Annotated in this window: 16 protein-coding genes; 7 read left to right on the top strand and 9 right to left on the bottom strand. The window is 65.7% G+C overall.

The window, feature by feature from the left end:
• The first annotated feature begins 18 nt into the window (after nucleotides 1-18).
• From ACFQ00_RS09465 to ACFQ00_RS09445, 5 genes are all read left to right on the top strand, one after another.
• Nucleotides 19-768 (top strand): META domain-containing protein, encoded by a 750-nt coding sequence (locus ACFQ00_RS09465; RefSeq protein ID WP_381489476.1) that lies wholly within the window; start codon nucleotides 19-21, stop codon nucleotides 766-768.
• A gap of 136 nt (nucleotides 769-904) precedes the next feature.
• Entirely contained in the window at nucleotides 905-1,684 is a 780-nt protein-coding gene (locus ACFQ00_RS09460) for a maleate cis-trans isomerase family protein (RefSeq protein WP_381489473.1), read from the top strand.
• Nucleotides 1,685-1,737: 53 nt separating this feature from the next.
• Nucleotides 1,738-2,259 carry a winged helix DNA-binding protein gene (locus ACFQ00_RS09455; RefSeq protein ID WP_381489470.1) on the top strand — a complete coding sequence of 174 codons (522 nt, stop codon included), beginning with the start codon at nucleotides 1,738-1,740 and terminating at the stop codon, nucleotides 2,257-2,259.
• 82 nt (nucleotides 2,260-2,341) lie between these two features.
• Nucleotides 2,342-3,178 carry an alpha/beta fold hydrolase gene (locus ACFQ00_RS09450; protein WP_381489467.1) on the top strand — a complete coding sequence of 279 codons (837 nt, stop codon included), beginning with the start codon at nucleotides 2,342-2,344 and terminating at the stop codon, nucleotides 3,176-3,178.
• A complete protein-coding gene (locus tag ACFQ00_RS09445; RefSeq protein ID WP_381489463.1) occupies nucleotides 3,175-4,182 on the top strand; it encodes a zinc-dependent alcohol dehydrogenase family protein in 1,008 nt (335 codons plus the stop codon). The genes ACFQ00_RS09450 and ACFQ00_RS09445 overlap by 4 nt, the downstream gene beginning before the upstream one ends.
• Here ACFQ00_RS09445 and ACFQ00_RS09440 read toward each other — a convergent pair.
• From ACFQ00_RS09440 to ACFQ00_RS09410, 7 genes are all read right to left on the bottom strand, one after another.
• Nucleotides 4,179-5,504, bottom strand: coding sequence for a M20 family metallopeptidase (locus tag ACFQ00_RS09440; protein WP_381489460.1), 1,326 nt, complete (start codon nucleotides 5,502-5,504; stop codon nucleotides 4,179-4,181). The genes ACFQ00_RS09445 and ACFQ00_RS09440 overlap by 4 nt on opposite strands.
• A 17-nt stretch (nucleotides 5,505-5,521) precedes the next feature.
• Nucleotides 5,522-6,793 carry an amidase gene (locus tag ACFQ00_RS09435; RefSeq protein ID WP_381489457.1) on the bottom strand — a complete coding sequence of 424 codons (1,272 nt, stop codon included), beginning with the start codon at nucleotides 6,791-6,793 and terminating at the stop codon, nucleotides 5,522-5,524.
• A 4-nt stretch (nucleotides 6,794-6,797) separates the two neighbouring features.
• Nucleotides 6,798-7,664, bottom strand: coding sequence for a VOC family protein (locus tag ACFQ00_RS09430; protein ID WP_381489454.1), 867 nt, complete (start codon nucleotides 7,662-7,664; stop codon nucleotides 6,798-6,800).
• 20 nt (nucleotides 7,665-7,684) lie between these two features.
• Complete coding sequence (locus ACFQ00_RS09425) at nucleotides 7,685-8,716, bottom strand: FAD-binding oxidoreductase (protein ID WP_381489452.1); 1,032 nt, start codon at nucleotides 8,714-8,716, stop codon at nucleotides 7,685-7,687.
• A complete protein-coding gene (locus ACFQ00_RS09420) occupies nucleotides 8,716-10,056 on the bottom strand; it encodes a Rieske 2Fe-2S domain-containing protein (protein ID WP_381489449.1) in 1,341 nt (446 codons plus the stop codon). The genes ACFQ00_RS09425 and ACFQ00_RS09420 overlap by 1 nt, the downstream gene beginning before the upstream one ends.
• 31 nt (nucleotides 10,057-10,087) lie before the next feature.
• Nucleotides 10,088-10,972, bottom strand: coding sequence for an alpha/beta fold hydrolase (locus ACFQ00_RS09415; protein WP_381489446.1), 885 nt, complete (start codon nucleotides 10,970-10,972; stop codon nucleotides 10,088-10,090).
• A gap of 169 nt (nucleotides 10,973-11,141) precedes the next feature.
• Entirely contained in the window at nucleotides 11,142-13,538 is a 2,397-nt protein-coding gene (locus ACFQ00_RS09410) for a TonB-dependent receptor (protein ID WP_381489443.1), read from the bottom strand.
• 345 nt (nucleotides 13,539-13,883) lie between these two features.
• Here ACFQ00_RS09410 and ACFQ00_RS09405 point away from each other — a divergent pair, with 345 nt between their 5' ends.
• Together ACFQ00_RS09405 and ACFQ00_RS09400 are read left to right on the top strand one after the other, a co-directional pair.
• Nucleotides 13,884-14,666, top strand: a complete 783-nt coding sequence (locus ACFQ00_RS09405) for an IclR family transcriptional regulator (RefSeq protein WP_381489441.1) — start codon at nucleotides 13,884-13,886, stop codon at nucleotides 14,664-14,666.
• Between the two features lie 22 nt (nucleotides 14,667-14,688).
• On the top strand, nucleotides 14,689-15,444 hold the full coding sequence (locus ACFQ00_RS09400; RefSeq protein ID WP_381489438.1) for an aspartate/glutamate racemase family protein: 756 nt from the start codon (nucleotides 14,689-14,691) through the stop codon (nucleotides 15,442-15,444).
• Here ACFQ00_RS09400 and ACFQ00_RS09395 read toward each other — a convergent pair.
• On the bottom strand, nucleotides 15,438-16,946 hold the full coding sequence (locus ACFQ00_RS09395; protein WP_381489436.1) for an AMP-binding protein: 1,509 nt from the start codon (nucleotides 16,944-16,946) through the stop codon (nucleotides 15,438-15,440). The two genes, ACFQ00_RS09400 and ACFQ00_RS09395, sit on opposite strands and share 7 nt — an antisense overlap.
• A 97-nt stretch (nucleotides 16,947-17,043) precedes the next feature.
• A complete protein-coding gene (locus ACFQ00_RS09390) occupies nucleotides 17,044-19,392 on the bottom strand; it encodes a TonB-dependent receptor (RefSeq protein ID WP_381489433.1) in 2,349 nt (782 codons plus the stop codon).
• Nucleotides 19,393-19,433 lie beyond the last annotated feature (41 nt).

Raw genomic sequence — 19,433 nt, 5'->3', positions numbered from 1 at the left:
TGTGGAAGGAGAGCCGTGATGAAGTGTGGCCTTTGGATCGTGACGGCTCTGATGGCGGCGGGGTGTACGGCGGAGACATCGGGGCAGGATGCAGGGGGACCAGCTTCGCCCCCCGCTGCGACCCCGCCCATCGTCCCTGCGATGTGGGAACTGGAAACGCTGGTGGGAGCGGCCCCCGCGCCTGGCGCGCGGTTTCAGCTGAAGATGGGCGTTGACGGGCGCATCGGTGGGCGTTCGGGCTGCAACAATTTTTCAGCGCGCTATGCGCTGAACGGCACTGCGTTCACGGTGCACCCACCGATGATCGGTACCAAGATGGCGTGTCCCGAGGCGGTCATGGCACAGGAAGCAACCTTCCGCGCCGTGCTGGAGACGGCGACTACGGCGTCGGTAGGCGCGGACGGCAGACTGACGGTGACGAGCAGCGACGGCCGCGCGCTTCGCTTCGCCAGCACTGGAGCATGGGAGAGCGGCGGCGCCGAAAACACGGCCACGGGAGGTATTGCCCCGCCGATGCCCGTTCCCTCACACATCGTGATGCGTTGCGGCCCGGAGCAGCTGCGCGTGCGGCTTGTGGATGGGCAAGCCGAGGTGGTGCTTGATGACGGCAGCGCCACCATGCTCCCGCGGCTTGCGGGTGAAACGGTCGCGGCCGAAACCTACACGAACGGACGCATGACGCTGGAGCGCCAGACATCGCCGCAGCACGGCTTCCGCTTCGCGCGCGGCCGCATGGCGCTGATGCCCTGCATCCTCGCGCAGAACTGACCCTCTTCGGACTGCCCATTTGTCCATCGGCGGGCAGTTTATCACGATGTGATAGACCCCGGCCGAGCGCGGTTTGCAGCCCCCACACGGCTTCCCCTATGCACGGGAACGGCACTCCCGCCGCGTAAGGGCATCCATGGCGCGTCTCTTTCGTATCGGCCAGATCGTACCGAGCTCCAACACCACGATGGAGACCGAGATTCCGGCGATGCTGCGCGCGCGCGAGGGTATCCGGCCGGAGCGGTTCAGCTTCCATTCCTCGCGCATGCGGATGAAGCGCGTCACCCGCGACGAGCTTGCCGCGATGGACGCGCAGAGCGTGCGCTGCGCCGAGGAACTGGCCGACGCGGAGGTCGACGTGATGGGCTACGCCTGCCTCGTCGCCATCATGTCGTCGGGGCTCGGCTATCACCGTACCAGCGAGGCGCGGCTCGGCGCGGCGGTGCGCGAGGCCGGTGCGCCCTGCCCCATCGTCACCAGCGCCGGTGCGCTCGTTCAGGTGCTGGGCGAGATGCACGTGCGCCGCGCGGCGATCATCACGCCCTATCTGCGGCCGCTCACCAATCTCGTCGCCGAATATATCGAGCATGAAGGCGTCCGCGTCGTCGATACGATCGCGCTCGAGATCGCCGACAATCTGGAGGTCGGCCGCCGCGATCCGCTGCTGCTGCTCGAAGACCTGAAACGCCTCGACGTCACCGGCGCCGAAGCTGTGGTGCTGTCGGCCTGCGTGCAGATGCCCTCGCTGGACGCGCTTTCGCGCGCGGAGGACGCCATCGGCCTACCCGTCGTGTCCGCCGCGGCCTGCACCGCGCGTGTCATGCTACAGTCGCTCGGGCTCGAACCCGTGGCCCCCGGCGCGGGCTTCGCGCTTTCCCCGGCCTTCGCGCCACTTCCCGAAGCTCTTTCCTTGTGAGCGTGGCTCCGTTAACCCGGCCTGTCAGTTCGGTGGTCAGGCAGGAAAAGCGCATGGAATCGAAATTCTATCAAAACTGGCATTTGGCCAAGACCGATGGCGAATACCGCGTCACCGAGTTCGAATGGTCGATCATCCGCTTCTACGAGGCCTTTTCGCGCTGGGTGACGACGACGGGTTCGGTGCTCACCGATGCCGACATCAAGTTCTCGGAGCATCTGATCCTGCATGTCATCCGCATGCAGAACCGCCCGAAGAGCAGCGCCACCATCGCGCGGATGATCAACCGGGATGATATCCCCAACATCCAGTACAGCCTGCGCAAGCTCGAATCCGCGAAGCTGATCCGCAAGACCAAGGAAAAGGCCGGTAAGATCTTCTCCTACAGCGTCACCGAGGCGGGCAAGCGGATGACGGACGAATACGCCGATATCCGCAGCGATCTGCTGCTGAAGGCGATCGGCACGATTTCGAACATCGACGAACGCATTGCCGAGATGACCCAGCTTCTCGGCGTGCTCACCGGCATCTACGAGGAGATGGCCCGCAGCGCGGCCACGTTCAGCACGCCCTGATCCCGCCTTCGCGGGCGTCGTGCACGCTGAACCTCTGGCCTGTTTCGACGCCCCCTCCTCCCGTGAAGACAGGAGGAACGACATGACGGACAATCCCGAACTCGGCACCATGCTGCCGACCTGCGGCTATCGCACCAACTGCCACGATCAGGGCGAAGGCGACGCGGTGATCCTGCTGCACGGCTCCGGCGCGGGCGTGTCCGGCTGGGCGAACTGGCGCGGCCTCATCCCCGAGCTTGCGAAGTCGTGGCGCGTGCTTGCGCCCGATCTCGTCGGCTTCGGCTACACAGAAACGCCGGACGGCTTCACCTTCCGCTTCATGGACAGCTGGGTCGATCAGGTATTCGGCGTGATGGACGCGCTCGGCATCGCGCGCGCCCACATCGTCGGCAACAGTTTCGGCGGCGCCGTGGCGCTGTGGATGGCGCACCGCCAGCCCGAGCGCACCGGCCGGCTGGTGCTGATGGGTCCCGGCGGCTGGCCGCTCGCGGTCGGCGCCGAGCTGGCCTCGCTGTGGGGCTACAAGCCCTCGCCCGAGGCCATGCGGCAGGCGATGAGCGTGATGGCGTATAATCAGGGCCTCATCACCGACGAGCTGGTCGAGATGCGTTACCGCGCCACCTTGCGCGAAGGCGCGCAGGAGGCCTTCGAGCGCGTGTTCCCTCCGCCCTACCAGCGCTGGCTCGATGCGCAGACGCTGCCCATCGCGGCGCTGCAGGGCATCACAAACGAGGTGCTGCTCATCCACGGCCGCGACGACCGCGTGGTCGATCCCAAGGTCTCGTGGAACCTCCACCAGCACCTCATCAATTCGCAGTTCCACAGCATCTCGCGCTGCGGCCACTGGACGATGATCGAGCACGGCCGCCGCTTCCGGCAGCTCGTCGAGAATTTCCTCGAGGAGGAGCGCGCAGCATGAGGCGCTGGCAGCTCGCTGGCGTCGGCATCAACGCGCTGAAGCTGAACGCGGCGCCGGTGCCCACGCCCGGTCACGGCGAGGTGCTGGTGCGCGTGAAGGCCGCGGCGATCAACGCCCGCGATCTCGGCATCCTCGCCGGCCACTATCCGAACAAGCCGGGTGTCGTGCCCTTTTCCGACGGCGCCGGCATCATCGAGGCGGTGGGACCCGGCGTCTCCGGCTTCGTGGCGGGCGAAGCGGTGATGGGCTGCTTCTACCCCTTCTGGGAAAGCGGCCCCGCCGACGAGAACAACCGCACCTCGCTCGGCTGCAACCTCGACGGGATGCTCGCCGAATATGCGCTGGTACCCGCCAGCGGCCTCGTCCTGAAACCCGCCACGCTCGACTTCGCCGAGGCCGCCACGCTGCCGTGCGCGGCGCTCACGGCGTGGACGGCGCTCTATACCGAAGGCGGGCTGCGGCCGGGACAGACGGTGCTGGTGCAGGGCACCGGCGGCGTCGCGATCTTCGCGCTGCAGCTCGCGAAGCTGTCGCACGCGCGCGTCATCCTGCTGTCGGGCAGCGACGCGAAGCTCGAACGCGCGAAGGCGCTCGGCGCCGATGTCGGGATCAACTACCGCGAGACGCCCGAATGGTCCGCCGCCGTCCTCGACGCCACCGGCGGCAAGGGCGCCGACATCGTCGTCGAGGTCGGCGGGCAGGACACGCTGGCGCAGTCGCTCGGCTCGGTTCGCGTCGGCGGGCGGATCAGCGTCGTCGGCGTGCTCTCCGGCCTCGTCGCCCCGGTGCCGGTGCCGCCGATCCTGTTCCGCCACGTCACATTGTCGGGCATCACCGTCGGCCACCGCGCGGATTTCCGCGCGCTCGCCGCCGCCGTGGATGCGGCGGGCCTGAAACCCGTCATCGACCGCCGCTTCGCCTTCGAAGACGCCGTCTCCGCGTTCGCCGAACTGCCTACCGGGAAACACTTCGGCAAGCTGGTGGTGGAGGTGGATCGGTCCTAGAGGCCCATCTCGCCGCGGCTCCGCGTCAGCGTGTCGATCACCGCGTACATGATCTTCCGCGCGCAGGGCATCAGATCGGGCACGTAGGTCGCGCCCATGCCGCCCAGCCCCTCGGCGATCGGCTCGGGCGAGCCCGTCGCCGGCCAGGGCCAACCGATGCGCGCCGTGGGCACGCCGAGGCGCCGCAGCGCCGCGCCGTCGGTCTGCCCGCCGAGCAGATCAGGATCGCGGTAGGGCGCGTTCTCGATCGTCTCCCAGCCGCGCCGCGCCGACTGGATGATCCAGTTGGACGCATCCGTCGTGCCGCCGGGCGTGGAGCCGTACATCTCCCAATCGAGGTCGAGATCGGGATGCGCCGCGCGCAGGTCCGCGATGAACGCCGCGAACTGGCTCTTCACCTCGGCGGGCGTCGTGCGCGGGTTGATGCGCACGTCGAGGAATATCTGCGTCGTCGCGCTCGGGAATGCCGGCCGCTCCGGCCAGCCGCCGCGCACGCCCGCGATCCAGCCATAGGGCTTCACGACGCCGGAGGTGTTGCGCTCGGCATAGTCGATCAGCCACGCCTCCAGCTTCTGGATCACCGTCACCGCCGGCACCACGGAACTACGGAACGCCGGCAGCCCGCGCGGAACGCCCGCGTAGCCGAGCGTGCCCTTCACGTCGATGCGGAACCAGCCCATGCCCGGCTCCTCGTGATACACCCAGTTCCACGGTTTCATGATGATCGCGAAATCGGGCGCCATGCCGCGATTGAGCAGGTGGAACACGCCGTTCGACATGCCGGCGTTGTCGCGCGCGGCGATGTTCACCGGCATGCCGCCATCGGCGAACCCCACGTTGAGGTCGCCCACGATCGGCACGTCCGCCTCAATGAGCGCGGTCGCGATCTCGACGAGCGTCGAGACCATCGCCTTCGGGTTCGAAGAGCCGAGCCCATAGACCCAGTCCCCCACCATCTTCGCCTCGGGCCTCAGGTCAGCGTATTGCTCGGGCCCCGCCCACGGAAAATCGCTTTCGTCGCCCTCCAGATGCGTATCGATCGGCGCGTAGAGCAGCAGCGTCGCGCCGCCGCCGCTGCCGCGCCGCTCGGCGAGCACATTGCCGGTGCGCTCGCTCATCGGCTTGTAGGCGGAGCGCAGTCCCGCCGCGCCCAGCCGCGCCGCCACGAATTCGCTCGCCGCGCGCGTCGCGCCGGTGGGGCTGTGGATGTTGGTGAGGTCGAACAGCAGCTGCTTCAGCCGCCCGGCATCGAGCCGAGCGCACGCCGCCTCGTACCAGGCCTGCTGCTGCGCCGAGAAGGGGATCCTGACGGTGGGTTCCATGACTGATCGCTCCTTCGTTATGCCAGCGCCGCGAGCATCGCCGCGCCTTGCCGCAGCAGCGCGCGGTCGCTGCCGCTCCGCCCGACGAATTGCAGCCCGAGCGGCAACCCGGCCTCGCTGCCGCCGGGAAAGCCGAGGCAAGGCGTGCCGAGCGCCGTCCACGCGCGGTTGAAGCGCGGGTTGCCTGTCGCCGACAGGCCTTCGGGCGCGATGCCGGGCGCGCCGGGGGTCAACAGCACGTCGGCCCCGCCGAACAGCACCGCCTCCTCCGCCTTGCCCGCGTCCTGCACCGCGCACGCCCCGGCGTAGGCCTCCGCACCGATCCGCTCGCCTTCGTCGATGAAATCGCGGAACAGCTGGCTGACCTTGGCGGCGTGCGTGCGGCGGATTTCACCGAGGCACAGCCACGCCTCGCGCTTGTGGATGATCGCCTGCGCCTCGGCGAGCTTCGCGAACGGCTCCGCCGCGGCGATGTCGATCACGTCGTAACCCGCGGCCCGAAGCCGCGCGGCGGTCTCCTCCAGCGCATCCTGCATGGCGGGGCTCGCCTCCTCCCACGCCTCGCTGCGGTAGAGGCCCACGACGGGTGTCGGCGTGGGCACATCGGCGGCATCGCCGAGCACGGCGTCGAGGAGCAGCAAGTCCTCCACCGTCCGCGCGAAGCTGCCGAGTGTGTCGAGCCGGTGCGCGGTCGCGAGGACGCCGTCGTTCGAATAGCGGCCGAACGTCGGCTTGAAGCCGTGGATGCCGCAGAAGCTCGCCGGGCGGATCACCGATCCCGCGGTCTGCGTGCCGAGTGCGAGCGGCACATGGAAGTCTGCCACCGCCGCCGCCGATCCGCTCGACGAGCCGCCGGGCGTGTGATCAGGGTTTAGGGGGTTCGCCGTGGGGCCGGGCCGGTAAGTCGCGAACTCGGCGGTGACGAGCTTGCCCATGATGACGGCGCCCGCCGCGCGCAGGGCCGCGACGCAGGCTGCGTCGCGGGCGGGGAGATGCCCGGCGAATGCTTCGGAGCCGAATTCGGTCGGCATGTCGGCGGTGTCGATGACATCCTTGAGGCCGAGGGGCACACCGTGCAGCGGGCCGCGCGGGGCCTCTGCGTCGCAGGCGCGGGCGGCGGCGAGGGCGGCGTCGGGATCGAGCCATGCCCAGGCATGGACCACGGGTTCGCGGGCGGTGATGCGGTCTAGGCAGACGCGGACGAGTTCTTCCGATCCGAGTGATCCGGTGCGGATGCGGGCGGCGGCTTCGGAGGCGGAGAGCGCAGGGAGATCGGTTAGGTCCGTCATCCGCTCAGCCGACCATCCGGTGCCCGAACAGCATCGGCTGATCGTAGTTGCGCACTTCCCAATCGGGGCCGATCAGCCGGCCGCCGTAACCGTATTCGATGCAGAAACCCGAAGGTGTGCGGATGTAGAAGGATTGCATGTGATCGTTGCTGTGCTTGCCCATTTCCATGAACAGCGGCACGCCGCTGTCGCGCACGATATCGTAGGCGTAGCCGACGTCGTCGTAGCTCAGCGCCTCGATCATGATGTGGTTGAGCGCACCCGGCTGGATGCCGTTGAAGCAGTTCATGATCGCCAGCGTATGGTGGCGCGGATTGCAGTGCAGGAAGATCGCTTCGATGCCGTCCCAGCCGATGTAGTCCGAAAGGCTGAAACCGAGCACATCACGGTAGAAGGCAACCGTCGCATCGGTATCGGCGACGTGGAACACGACGTGGCCGAGACCGAGGCCGCGCGTGTTGTATCCTGAAATGCCGCGCGTCGGCACGAAGGCAAGATTGTGCGCGAGGGGGCCGAAGAACAATTCCGTCTCCGCATTCAGCAGCGGCTCGTGGAAACGATAACCCGAGATCACCTTGCGATCGGCGCGCGTCGCCGCATCCATCTCGTCCACAGTGAAACCGAGACCACGCAGTTTCTCGACAAGCGCGAGCAGATCTTCGGGCGACGCCATTTCCCAGCCAAGGCTGTGCAGCCGGTCCGTGGCAGAGGGATAGAGCGTGAAGCGGTGGTGGAAATCATCGATGCGCAGGTCGACGGCGCCATCCGGGCGACGCGTCGTCTGCATCCCCAGGACGTTCGTCGCGATCTTCAGCCAGGCATCCATATCGCTGACCTCGAGCGTGACGTAACCGAGTGCTGAAACTCCCATGGTTCCCTCCCTTGCCGCGTTCAGGTGCCGCTGGCGGTGAACTGTTCCGCGAAAATATTCTCGGCCGCGAGGCCAAGCCCCTCCAGATGCCTCCGCGCCGCGTCGATCATGCCCGGCGGGCCGCACAGATAAGCAACACTCGCGGGATCGATCGGCTCTCCCGTGCCGATCGCCGCAACCGGATTGCCGATCCGCACGCCTTCGGGTCCGCTGCCACGCTCCACCGAGATGCGGAGATCGAGCGTCGGCAACCAGTGACGGCGTAGATCGAGCGCATCGAGATGGAACAGCCCTTCAGCCGACTGGCAGCCGAAACTGAGCAGCATCTGCGGCTTGCGGCCGGGTACGCCGCGCAGGCTGTCGATCATCGACATCATCGGCGCAAGGCCGGTGCCGCCCGCGATCATGATATGCGGCGCGCGCACCTTCTCCCGCAGGAAGAAATGGCCGTAGGGTCCCGAGATCTCCACCACGTCGTCCGGCGCCGCGCGCTGCGTCAGCCATTCGGACATCACGCCGCCGGGCAGGATGCGGATCAGCAGCTCGATCTTCGGAAGGTCGCCGGGCGTGCTCGACATCGAATAGCTGCGCATCGCATCGGTGCCGGGCACCTTGACCTGCACGAACTGGCCGGGCCGGAAATCGAACCAGCAGCCTTCGGCGAGTTCCAGTTCCAGCCGCACCACGTCCGCCGCGACGCGCTCGACCGCGTTGACGAAGGCGTGGCCCTCCACGGGACGCGAGGCCCCGGCCTCGCTATCGTAGCCAAGTTCGAAGCGGCAGTTGCCGTGCGGTTCGGTGACGCACAGCAGCCGAAACCCTTCGGCCCGTTCGGAGGCGAGCAGCGTCGAGCTTGCCCCCGCCCGAGTGTCCGCCTCGCCCGCCGTGAGGCTGGCGAGGCAGCTCGAGCAGCTTCCCGACCGGCACTGGTAGAGCACCGGTAGGTCCGCCTTCAGCGCGGCATCGAGCACGGTTTCGCCGGGGGCGACCTCGAGCCGATGTTCGACGCCGTCGCTGAACGCGATCTCGACCTGGAACGGACCGTCCGTCATCAGTCTTCGATCTTTTCCACGAAGTAGCTGGGCTTCTTGCCTTCCGCGAGCCGGCGCATACGGATGCTCGACGTCTTCGTGGCGTTGGTGACGCCGCGTCCCGGCTTCGCGATGCCGCGATTCCAGCGCGAGGCGAGCTTGCGCCACGTGACGGGCGAAACGTCCGTCGCGACGAGCTGCTCATCGTCCCAGCCGGTGCCGTCCGCGTAGAATTCCTCCATCGCCTCGCGGGCGTAGAGATCGCAGTCGTTGAAACCGTTGAGGCAGAGCGGCACGTAGACGCGGTCAAAGCGATACTTGAATTTCGTCCGTTCCTCGTCGGTGCGGCACACCTTCACGAGCACTTCCCAATATTCGTAGAGGTCGTCCGTGATCGGCACGTACCATTCGTATTGAACGACGTGCTCCTCGGGCCAGTTTTCGACCATCAGGCAGCCCGGCAGAACCACCGACGTGCGATAGAAGCGGCCGTTGACGCCTTCCACCTTCAGACCCAGTTCCTCGTTCTCAAGAACCGGCGCCCACTTGTCGGTGAACAGCCACTGCATCAGGCCCTTGGGGCCGTTTTCGTCCTCGATCAGCGTGATGGCGTCGTCCGACGTCGGCAGCAGGCCGAGCGGCAGCACCCAGTTCATCGCCTGCACGATGGTGTTGTCCTTGTGGACGAGGATGTGCGCGTTATCGAAACCGTTCTCGCACGCGATCCGCCAGTTGGTCTCCCCCGTGCGGTGGATGCCGAGCGCCACGGCATCCTCATCGAGAATGCTCGGCGACGCGGGCCACAGCGGATGCGGGAAACGCTCGCTGCTGTCGGGGAAGCGCACCGGCAGGTCGGATGCCAGCGGCGGCACATCTTCATTGGGAAAATCGTCTTCGCGCACGAAGACGAAGATCATCCCGCCCTTCTCTTCCACCGGATAGGTGGTGATCCCGGTATTGCCGATGAGCTTGTCGCCAGGGTTCGCGATGATCGTCGTCAACCTGCCCGATTCAAGATCGAACGTGAAACCGTGATACCAGCAGCTGATGCTCTTCTTGGTGAGGCACATCGGCTTTGCTGACAGCCGAACGCCGCGGTGCACGCACTGATCCTTCAGCGCATAGATTTTGCCGTCGACGCGGCGCAACACGATCGGGATGCCGCAGATCTGGATACCTTCCACACCCTCTTCGGGCAGTTCCTCGCTGAACAGCGCCGGATACCAGTGGTTGATGAAACCCCAGGCCGCATCCTTGTAGGGCTGATACTGCCCCTGCAGCTTCTGGTCGTTCATGCGCTTGTCGCTGATCTCGTTCAGCCGCACGGTCTGGCGGCGGCGGATCGGTGTTGCTTCGTTCATCGTGTCGTCTCCCTCGGAATTGAGTTCATGCTCACGCCTGCATGAAGGCTCCCACCACCGCATCGTGTTCCTCGGGCCGCTCCCATTGCGGCCAGTGCGCGCAGCCCCGCATGATGTGCTTCTGTGCGCCCGGAATGATCTCCGCGAGCCGATCGGCCGCGTCTTCCCCGTGGATCGGGTTCTTGTCGGTCCAGAGCACGAGCGTCGGGCAGATGATCCGCCGTATCTCGTCCTCAGTGAAATAGAATTCGCCGATGTTCGGCGCGAACAGCCGCTTGTAATATTCGATGAGCGCATCGCGCGTTTGCGGGATCGACCACAGCGCCATGCGCAGATCGACGAGCTCTTCGGTAACGCCGCCGAGCGGCATCAGCCATTCGAGACGCTTGCGCAGCAATTCGCGCGTGGGATTGAGCAGCGCATTCACCGAGGTTTCGCGCAGCGCATCGAGATCGGCATCACCTTCGTGCACCTTCGTGGGATCGAGGCTCATTCCCCACGTGGTGTTGAGGATGACCTTCGAGGTCCGCTCCGGGTGATTGACGGCCATGTCATACGCAATCCAGCCGCCGAGCGATTCCCCTTCGATGGCCGCCTTCTCGATGCCGAGATGATCCATCAGATCGAGCACCTGCGCGGTGAACTGGTCGAGCCAGTTGCCGTCTTCGTTCGGTGCCTTGTCCGAGAACGCGGGCGCCGACGACATGCCGTGCCAGATGAAATCCATCGCGATCGGACGGCAATATTCGGCAAGCCGCATCATGTTGCGCGAATAGGTTTCCGCGTGGCCGCCGCCGCCGTGCAGGAGGATGAGCGGCGGCTTGTCGTTTTCGACCGTGATGATGCGCGTGCGGAAACGGCCCGTGTCCACGAACCGGGTTTCCGTTCCAAGCAGGTCGATATGAATTGAAGCCACCGTATCCCTCCGCATGACGTGATCCGCATCCACCGCAACGGCCGATTCATGATCACTCGATTCACAATAAAAAATCAATAGACTTTCAATTTAATGGGTACAAAAAAACCGCTGGACCGCGGCTTTCCGGGGGCAGGCGGTCTCCCTGCCCGCCCCCGGAAACCGGACCTCAGCGGAAGCTGTAACCCATGCTCAGTCCCCACCAGCGCGGGCGCCCATAGGACTCCTCGGTGCAGCCGCAGAGCGTCGAGAGATCGTAACCCACCGTTTTGTATGTCTTGTTGGTGAAGTTGTTCACGAACGCAGAGATGCGATACGCCTCGCTTGCATCCGTCCAGCTGACCCGGGCGTTGAACAGTGCATAGCCATTGATCTTGTTCGCATCGAAGTTGCGGATGTTGTGGTAGAAGCTCGACGAATAATTGCCGTCGACACCGATGGTGAGCGCGCCGCCGAACACGTCGGTCGGCAGTTCATAGCTGATCCGGCCCGAAAGCTGGGTTTGCGGCGCGAACGTCGGCCGCACGGTTTCGAACACGCCCGGTGCGATCTGCACGTTCTTCACCCGCGCGTTGAACACCGATGCGGCAAGACCGATCTCAAGGCCGGGCGTGGGCCTGAGCGCAACGTCAGCCTCGGCGCCGTACGTGCGCCCGTCGCGGTTCTGAACGAAGCCCGACACGTTCGAGAAGGTGAACGCCTGGTAGTTCGAATAATCGTAGTAATAGACCGAACCGTTGAACGTCGCTCGCCCGTCCATCAGCGTCGACTTGAAGCCGCCTTCGTACGACAGCAGCACTTCGGGCTTGTACGGGATGTCGCTCGGGTCGAGCGGCGGCGTGCCGTCGGGCAGCTTGGCGTTGTAGCTGCCGCCCTTCACGCCGCGGTTGATGCCCGCGTAGAGCAGCAGATCGTCGTTCGGGCGGAATTCGATCTGCGCCTTGCCCGCCCACAGCGTCTTGGTGCGCTTGTCGGCGAACGAGGGCTGCAGCGGGAACAGGATCGTACCCGTGTCGATCCGGTATGGGTCTTCGTCGACGATGCCGTTCGAGGCGAAATCATACTCCTGATGCTCGCGGATCAGGCGGCCGCCGACGATGAACGTCCACTGCGGCGCAAACTTGTATTCGACCTGACCGAAGATCGATCCGGACTGCGTCTTCAGCCGGAACGTGTTGACGAGATCGATGCCGGTCGTCGTCGCGCCGAGCAGGCTCGAATAGATCGAGTAAGCGGGCGCGAGGAAGCCGTTCGAGGACTTCGCATCGATATCGAGGTAGTAGGCGCCCACCGTCCAGTCGAGCGTGTCGCTGCTGCCGGTCAGGCGGATTTCCTGCGTGAAGCTGCGTGTATCCGCCTTGGTGCCGTATTCGACGAGGCTGAGCGGCGAGGCTTCGACGTCCATGCTGAAGTTCTTGGTGAACTTCTTGTAGTCGCTGATCGAAACGAGCGTCGCGCCGTCGAATTCATAATCGAGGTGCAGCGCGCCGTTCCAGCTTTCGGTGCGGTTGAGATCGGACTGCGCGAAGTCCTTGGAAACAAGACGCTTCGAAGGATCGGGGGCGATGAAGCCGAACCAGTCTGCACCGGGCAGGCGCGTCGCCGGTGCGCCGGCGAAAGCCGTGTAATTGTTACCGTTGTGATCGATGCCGACGCGCGTTTCGTTCGGGCCCGCGTAGATCGCGTTGATGACGCGGCCGAGAGAGTCGACAACCGGCACCGTCGCGGCCTGCGTGTAAGGCCCGGTTGAGAGATGCTGACGGGCAGCCGCGCCGACGAGGCGAACGGTCAAGCGGTCGCTCTTGAACTGGAGCTGCGCGCGGCCCGCGAGCGTGTCGTCGTTCCACTCGCCCTCGCAGCAGGGCGAGACTTCCTGACCGAGGTTGAGCGGTGCGCCTGCGGCGGCGCCCGACGGATAGATGTTTTTCCAGATTTCGTCGTGCCGGTTGTAGAACACCGACACGCGTGCGCTCACCGTTTCGGAAAGCGGCCCGCCGATCGCGGCCTCGACGCGGACCTGATTGAAGCGCCCGTAGGTACCGTCGATCGAACCTTCGAGCGTGTCCGAGGGCTTCTTGATCACGTAGTGGACGAGACCGCCCGTGGCGTTGCGCCCGAAGAGCGTGCCCTGCGGGCCTTTCAGAACCTCGACGCGTTCAAGATCGAACAGGCCGAAGGTCTGGCCCTGAAGGTTGGGGATGTAGCCATCGTCGACATACACGGCGACCGGCGCCTCTATAGCGTCGTTGAAATCGTTCTGCGTGACGCCGCGGATCGTGAACTGGCTGTTCTGGCCGCCGACATTGCCCGAGATGTGCACGCCGGGCGTGAGCCGGGCGATCTCGAGGCTGGATTCGACGCCGAGCGATTTCAGCTCCTCGCCGGCAAAGGCGGCGACCGAGATGCCGACATCCTGAAGCGACTGCGCGCGGCGCTGCGCGGTCACGACGATTTCACCAAAGGTTTCCGGCGCTTCCGGCTGCGCATCCTGCGCGGCGGCCGTACCGAGCGGCAGGGCGAGCGCCGCAAACGCGACACCGGCCCGAAACATCGATATGCTTTTCATTCCGTCCCCCTCCTCATTCCCACCACATGTGCCGGCCCCGAGACCTTCCAATCTCAGCCGACTGCTCCCTGTCCCGACCGCCCGTTTTATCGGCGGCTTCGGTCCTGATGATGAGGATGTGCGGGGCCGGGCAGGCTGTCAAAGCGCCTGACGGCCTGGCTCTCATTATCTGAGATACGCGGAAAACCGTGGGTTCGCAAAGTACGGATTTACGTTACATCGAAGTTCAATCGACATTCGATATATTTTCGCTTAAATCTTTAAAAAACGGTGGGACGGATTCGCGGGGGTTCGCAGAGCGGTGCGAATCACACTTCGCGATGGAGCAAGGGAGGGATGGGAGCAGTGGCGACACCCCGGATTCAGTCTGTGGACAGGGCATTCTCGTTGCTATCGCAGCTGGCGCTGAACGGCGGCTGCCAGAGCCTGCCGTCGATGGCGGCGGAGTGCGGGCTTTCGGTAGCGACCGCGCACCGCCTGCTCGCGACGCTCGAAACGCTGGGCGTGATCGTGCACACCGCGCCCGGCGAATACCGCCTCGGCATGGGCCTCGTCGACCTCGCGCGAACGGCAGCGCCCGACAAGCTCCTTGCCGCTGCCGCCGAGCCCGCACTGCGCCGGATCATCCAGACGCTGGGTCACACGGCGCATGTCGGTATGCTCGACGACGACTATATGGTCACGTACATCGCCAAGATGGCGCGCAAGTCGCATCGGATGCCGACGCAGATCGGCAGCCAGCTCGAAGCCTATTGCTCGGGCCTCGGCAAGGTGCTGCTCTCGGCGCTGCCGTGCCCGGAACGCAGCGCCTACATCGCGGAAGGCCCGTTCGTGCCGCTTACCGTCAACACGATCACGGAGGCCGCGCAGCTCGCACGCGAACTCGAACAGGTCCGGCGCCAGGGCTATGCGATCGACGACTGCGAGATTTTCGACGACCTGCGCTGCGTCGCCGTGCCGATCACGGGGCGGAACGGCAAGGTGGTCGCCGCGCTTTCGACCTCCGCGCCCGCCTCAGTGTTCGCGCCTGCGGACCTTCCGGACATCGCGCAGGCGCTCGCCGAGCACGCCCGCGAGATCAGCCTCAAGCTCTATCCTGCCGCGTCCACCGCGCGCCGCGCGCACTGAAGCCTAAAGAAGGAACCGCCGCGTGACGGACATCCGCATCAAGATCATCGTGCCCGTTCCGCTGCCGCCGGAGGCTGTCGCGGGCTTCGCCGAACAGATGCCGCCGGGCCTCGTGCGGCCGGGAATCGCAGTCGATTTCACCGGCATCCGCGCCGGCACCACCTGCCTCGATTCGCAGTTCGAAGCGACGCTCGCCGACGCCTTCTGCCTCGAGGCGGGCATCTGCGCCGAACAGGAAGGCTATGCCGCGATCTGCCTCAACAGCATGAGCGATTCCGGCCTCGCGGCGCTGCGCTCGCGGCTGAGCATCCCGGTCACGGGTCCGGGCCGCGCGTCGTTCCACCTCGCCGCCGATCTCGGCAAGCGCTTCTCGGTCGTCACCATGTGGCCGCGCTGGCGCTGGATCTACGACAAGCTCGCGCTCGAAACCGGGCTCGGTGATCGCCTCGCCTCGGTGCGCGACATCGGCGTCCGGCCGGACACGCAGGAGCTTCTCTCCGGCAAGGAAGACTCGGTGTTCGCGCTGCTCGAAGCCCAATGCCGCAAGGCGATCGACGAGGACGGCGCCGACGTCATCGTGCTCGGCTCCACCACCATGCACCAGTCGCACCGCTACCTCAGCGAGCGGCTGGACGTGCCCGTGCTCAATCCGGGCCTCGTCGCCTACAAGCAGTGCGAGATGCTGCTCGATCTCGGCCTCAGCCACAGCAAGCGCACGTACATGCCGCCGGAAAACCCGGCCGACGACGTGCTCTCGGGCGTACCCTCCGTCTACTGAACGGTGAAGCTGTCGCCGTAGCGCTTGCGCAGCTCGGTCTTCACGACCTTGCCCATGGCGTTGCGCGGCAACTCGGGAAGCACGTGGATCGCCTTCGGCTGCTTGAAGCGTGCGAGGTTCGCGGCGGCCGCTGCTTCGAGCGCGGCGACATCGAAGTTCGCCCCATCCACCGTCACCGCAGCCACGACCGCCTCGCCGAAATCGGGATGCGGCACGCCGAACACCGCGACGTCTACGACGCCCGCCACCTCGGCGAGCAGGATTTCGACCTCGGCCGGATAGACGTTGAACCCGCCCGAGATGATGAGGTCCTTGGAACGCCCGACGATCGTCACGCGCCCGTCCGCGTCCTTTCGGCCGGTATCACCAGTGCGGAAGAAGCCGTCCGCGTAAAAGCTCTCCGCCGTCGCCTCGGGGCGGCGCCAGTAACCGGCGCAGAGGTTCGGCCCCTTGATCTCGATCTCGCCGACCTCGCCCGCCGGGAGCGGCTTCCTGTCGGCATCGACGACATTCAGCGACACGCCCGGCAGAGGATAGCCGACGGTGCCCGCGATGCGCCCCTCCTGCGCGTAGGCGTTGGAGGTGATCATCAGCGCCTCGGTCATGCCGTAGCGTTCGAGGATGCGATGGCCGGTGCGTGCCTCGAACGCCTCGAACACGGACGGCAGCAGCGGTGCCGAACCGCTGACGAACAGCCGGATCGTGCCGCAGACGTCACGGCCGAATGCGGGCTCCGCCAGCAGGCGCGCGTAGAAGGTCGGCACGCCCATGAACACGCTCACCTGCCCCAGCCGCGCGAGCACGTCGGCAGCGTTGAACTTGGGCAGCATCACCAGCGTCGCCGCGTTGTAGAGCGCAAGGTGCAGCGCCACGAACAGCCCGTGCGCGTGGAACAGCGGCAGCGCGTGCAGGATCGAATCAGCGGACGAGAAATGCCACGCCTCGTGCAGCGCCGCGACGTTGCTCGAAAGATTGCCGTGGCTCAGCATCGCGCCCTTCGGCCGCCCCGTGGTGCCCGAGGTGAACAGGATCGCGGCGAGATCGCTGGACGCAACCGGTTCGATCGAGAGGTCCGGCGCCAGCGACAGCGCGAGGTCGGGCAGCGATCCCGATCCATCGGGCTCCAGCGTCACGCGTTTCACCGGCGCCACGTCCTCGCCGGGCACCGGAGTCGCGGCGGCGTGGACGAGAAGCGCAGGCTCCGCATCCTCGATCAGCAGCGCCACCTCGGCGGCGGTGTAGGCCGCGTTCATCGGCACAAAGATCGCGCCCGACGCGAGCACGGCGAGATAGGTGTAGACGAACGACGGTGAATTCTCGGTCTTCACCATCACCCGGTCGCCGCGTTTCACGCCGAGCGCGGTAAGCGCCGCGCGGTAGCGCCCGACCATCGCCGGCAGCCCCGCGAAGTCGATCAGCGGCGCATCACGCCACACGATCGCCGGCTTCTCGCCGAATGCCGCCTGCCGGCCAAGGAAGATCGCGACCAGATTCTCAGACATGCCCTGTCCCTAGTAATGCCCAATACCCGGCTGGCCTTAGCCCCGAACGGGGGGCCAAGGCAAAGCGCGGTTCTCATTTTTGCCAATCAACCGGTGCTCAGTAGCGAACGCTCGCGGTCAGCGACCATTCGCGGCCCCGGTTGTAGACGCCCTCGAACGCCTGGATCGCGTCTACGGTGATGCCCGAGACCAGATAGCGCTTGTCGGCGATGTTCTTCACCCCGGCCTGCAGGCCGAAGCGCTCGTCCGCCGACGTCCAGCCGAGGCTGGCGTTCACGAGGTGATAGCCGCTCTGGGCGATCTCCGGCGTGTTGAACGTGTTGTTGTAGAAGCGGCTGCGCCACGACCAATCGACACGCGGCCGCAGCGTCGATCCGCCCGCCAGTTCGTGCTCGTAGGTGAGCGCCGCCGACAGCGTCCACTTCGAGACGCGCTCGAAGGCGTTTTTCGGGTCGATGAACGTCGTCGTCTGATCGATGCTGTCGTAGGAGGCGTCGGTGAGGCCCGCCGTTCCCTCGATGGTCAGCCCGGCGAGCGGCCGCGCCTGCATTTCAAGCTCGAAGCCCTTGATCGTCGCGCTCGCCGCGTTCTGGAACACCGGCGCCACGCTGGTGAACACCTGCACCTGCATGTCCTTGTAATCGGTGTAGAACGCCGAGGCGTTGAGCGTCAGCGCACGGTCCGGCGTCTGGAACTTCACGCCGAGTTCGTAAGCGTCGACCTTCTCGGGCGAGAAGGACGGAATCGCCGCGACGGGATCGGTGATCGGCGTCGTCACGCCGGGAATGATCGGCGGGAACACGCGCTGGCTGAAACCGCCCGACTTGAACCCGCGCGACCACGTCGCATAGGTCATCAGTCCGTCCGTCACGTCGTAGGAGAGGTTCACCATCGGCGTGATCTCGCTGAACTTCACCTTGGCGTTCACATCGGGCAGCACGCGCGTGCCTTCGGCGAAGATCGGGCTGTCGAACGGCGCCCCGAGGAACGCGGCGCGGTTCTCGATGATGAACTGGTCGGGGTGGAAGGATTTCTCGTCCTCGGTGTAGCGCAGGCCCGCGGTCAGGCTGAACCGCTCGCCGATCTTCAGCGTGCCCTGCCCGAAGAAGGCGAGGCTCTCGTTCTTGAAATCGCCGCCCGACTGGAACTCGGAAACCGTGAATAGCAGCCGGTTGGTGTTGACGCCGCTTTCCTTGAAATAATAGGCGCCGAGAATCCAGTTCAGCCGCTCGTCGAAATTCTTGCCGAGCAGCTGGATCTCCTGGCTGAACTGCTTCTGCTTCAGCCGGTCGTAGAATTGGGCGACCACGGCGGGCGAACCATCGCCGTCACGCGCGAAGCTGCCGCTGAGGTGGCGGTATGCGGTGATCGACTTGAGATCGAGGTTGTCCGAAAGCTCGAAGCTGTTGGTGAGGCTGAGGCCCCACACGTCGGAACGCGAATAGGCTGGTGCCGTCCCCGCATTGGAATCGGGGCCGAGCACATAGCGGTTGTCGTAGCATCCCGCGACGGCAAGGTTGATCGGCGCCGCGGCGGTCGCGCAGGGCACCATGCCGCCGCCGCTCATCACGTTTGCGATGATGTTGCTGATGTCGGCGAACGGCGGCGTGGCGGGATCGATCGTGCGGCCGTAGTTGATGCCGATGAGGCTGATCGCCGGGCCATTCTCGCGCGCCGTCGTGCCGTCGAAGGCGAGGTCGGCGGTCCAGCCGTCGACAGGTTCGAGGCGCAGTGCGACGCGTCCGGCGAGACGATCGGAATCGCCGAGCTTCTTGTCGTCGAACGTCCGCGTCACATAGCCGTCCTGATTGAACCAGCCGACCGATGCGCGCAGCGCCGCGCGCGGGCCAAGCGGCAGGTTGAGCGAGCCCTTGAGCACGAAGAGATCGTCGGTGCCATAAGTCGCCGATCCCGATGCCTCGAATTCCTGCCCCGGCGCCTTTGTCGTCACCGAGATCGCGCCGCCGATCGTGTTTCGCCCGAACAGCGTACCCTGCGGGCCGCGCAGCACTTCGATGCGTTCGAAATCGACGAGATCGAGGATCGAGCCGATCGAGCGCGCGACATACACGCCGTCGACATAGACGCCGACGCCGGGTTCAACCGTCGGCACGAAATCCTGTTGGCCGACGCCGCGAATGTAGATCGTCGCGCTGTTGCTCGCGCCACTGAACGCCGGGTTGTTCTGCAGCGTCAGGTTGGGCGTGATCTGGGCGATGCCCTCGGTGGTCTGGATGCCACGCGCTTCAAGGCCGCGCCCGCTGAACGCGGTGATCGAGATCGGCGTTTCCTGCAGCGATTCCTCGCGCTTGCGCGCGGTGACGACGATGGCTTCACCAAGCACGGAGTCGCTTCCGGCATCGGGCGCGTCCTGCGCGAACGCGGGTTCGATGAAGGCTGTGGTGGCAAGCAGAAAACAGGCAAGCGGATATCGCGATTTCGTCATAAGTCACCCCCTCTGGTGTTGATATTTGTTTCTTGTTTTTT

Origin of the sequence: Sphingosinicella xenopeptidilytica (assembly GCF_042676985.1) — a bacterium.
Lineage (GTDB): Bacteria > Pseudomonadota > Alphaproteobacteria > Sphingomonadales > Sphingomonadaceae > Sphingosinicella > Sphingosinicella xenopeptidilytica.
The sequence above is the reverse complement of the archived record's forward strand: the minus strand, read 5'-3'. Positions and strand labels throughout refer to the sequence as shown.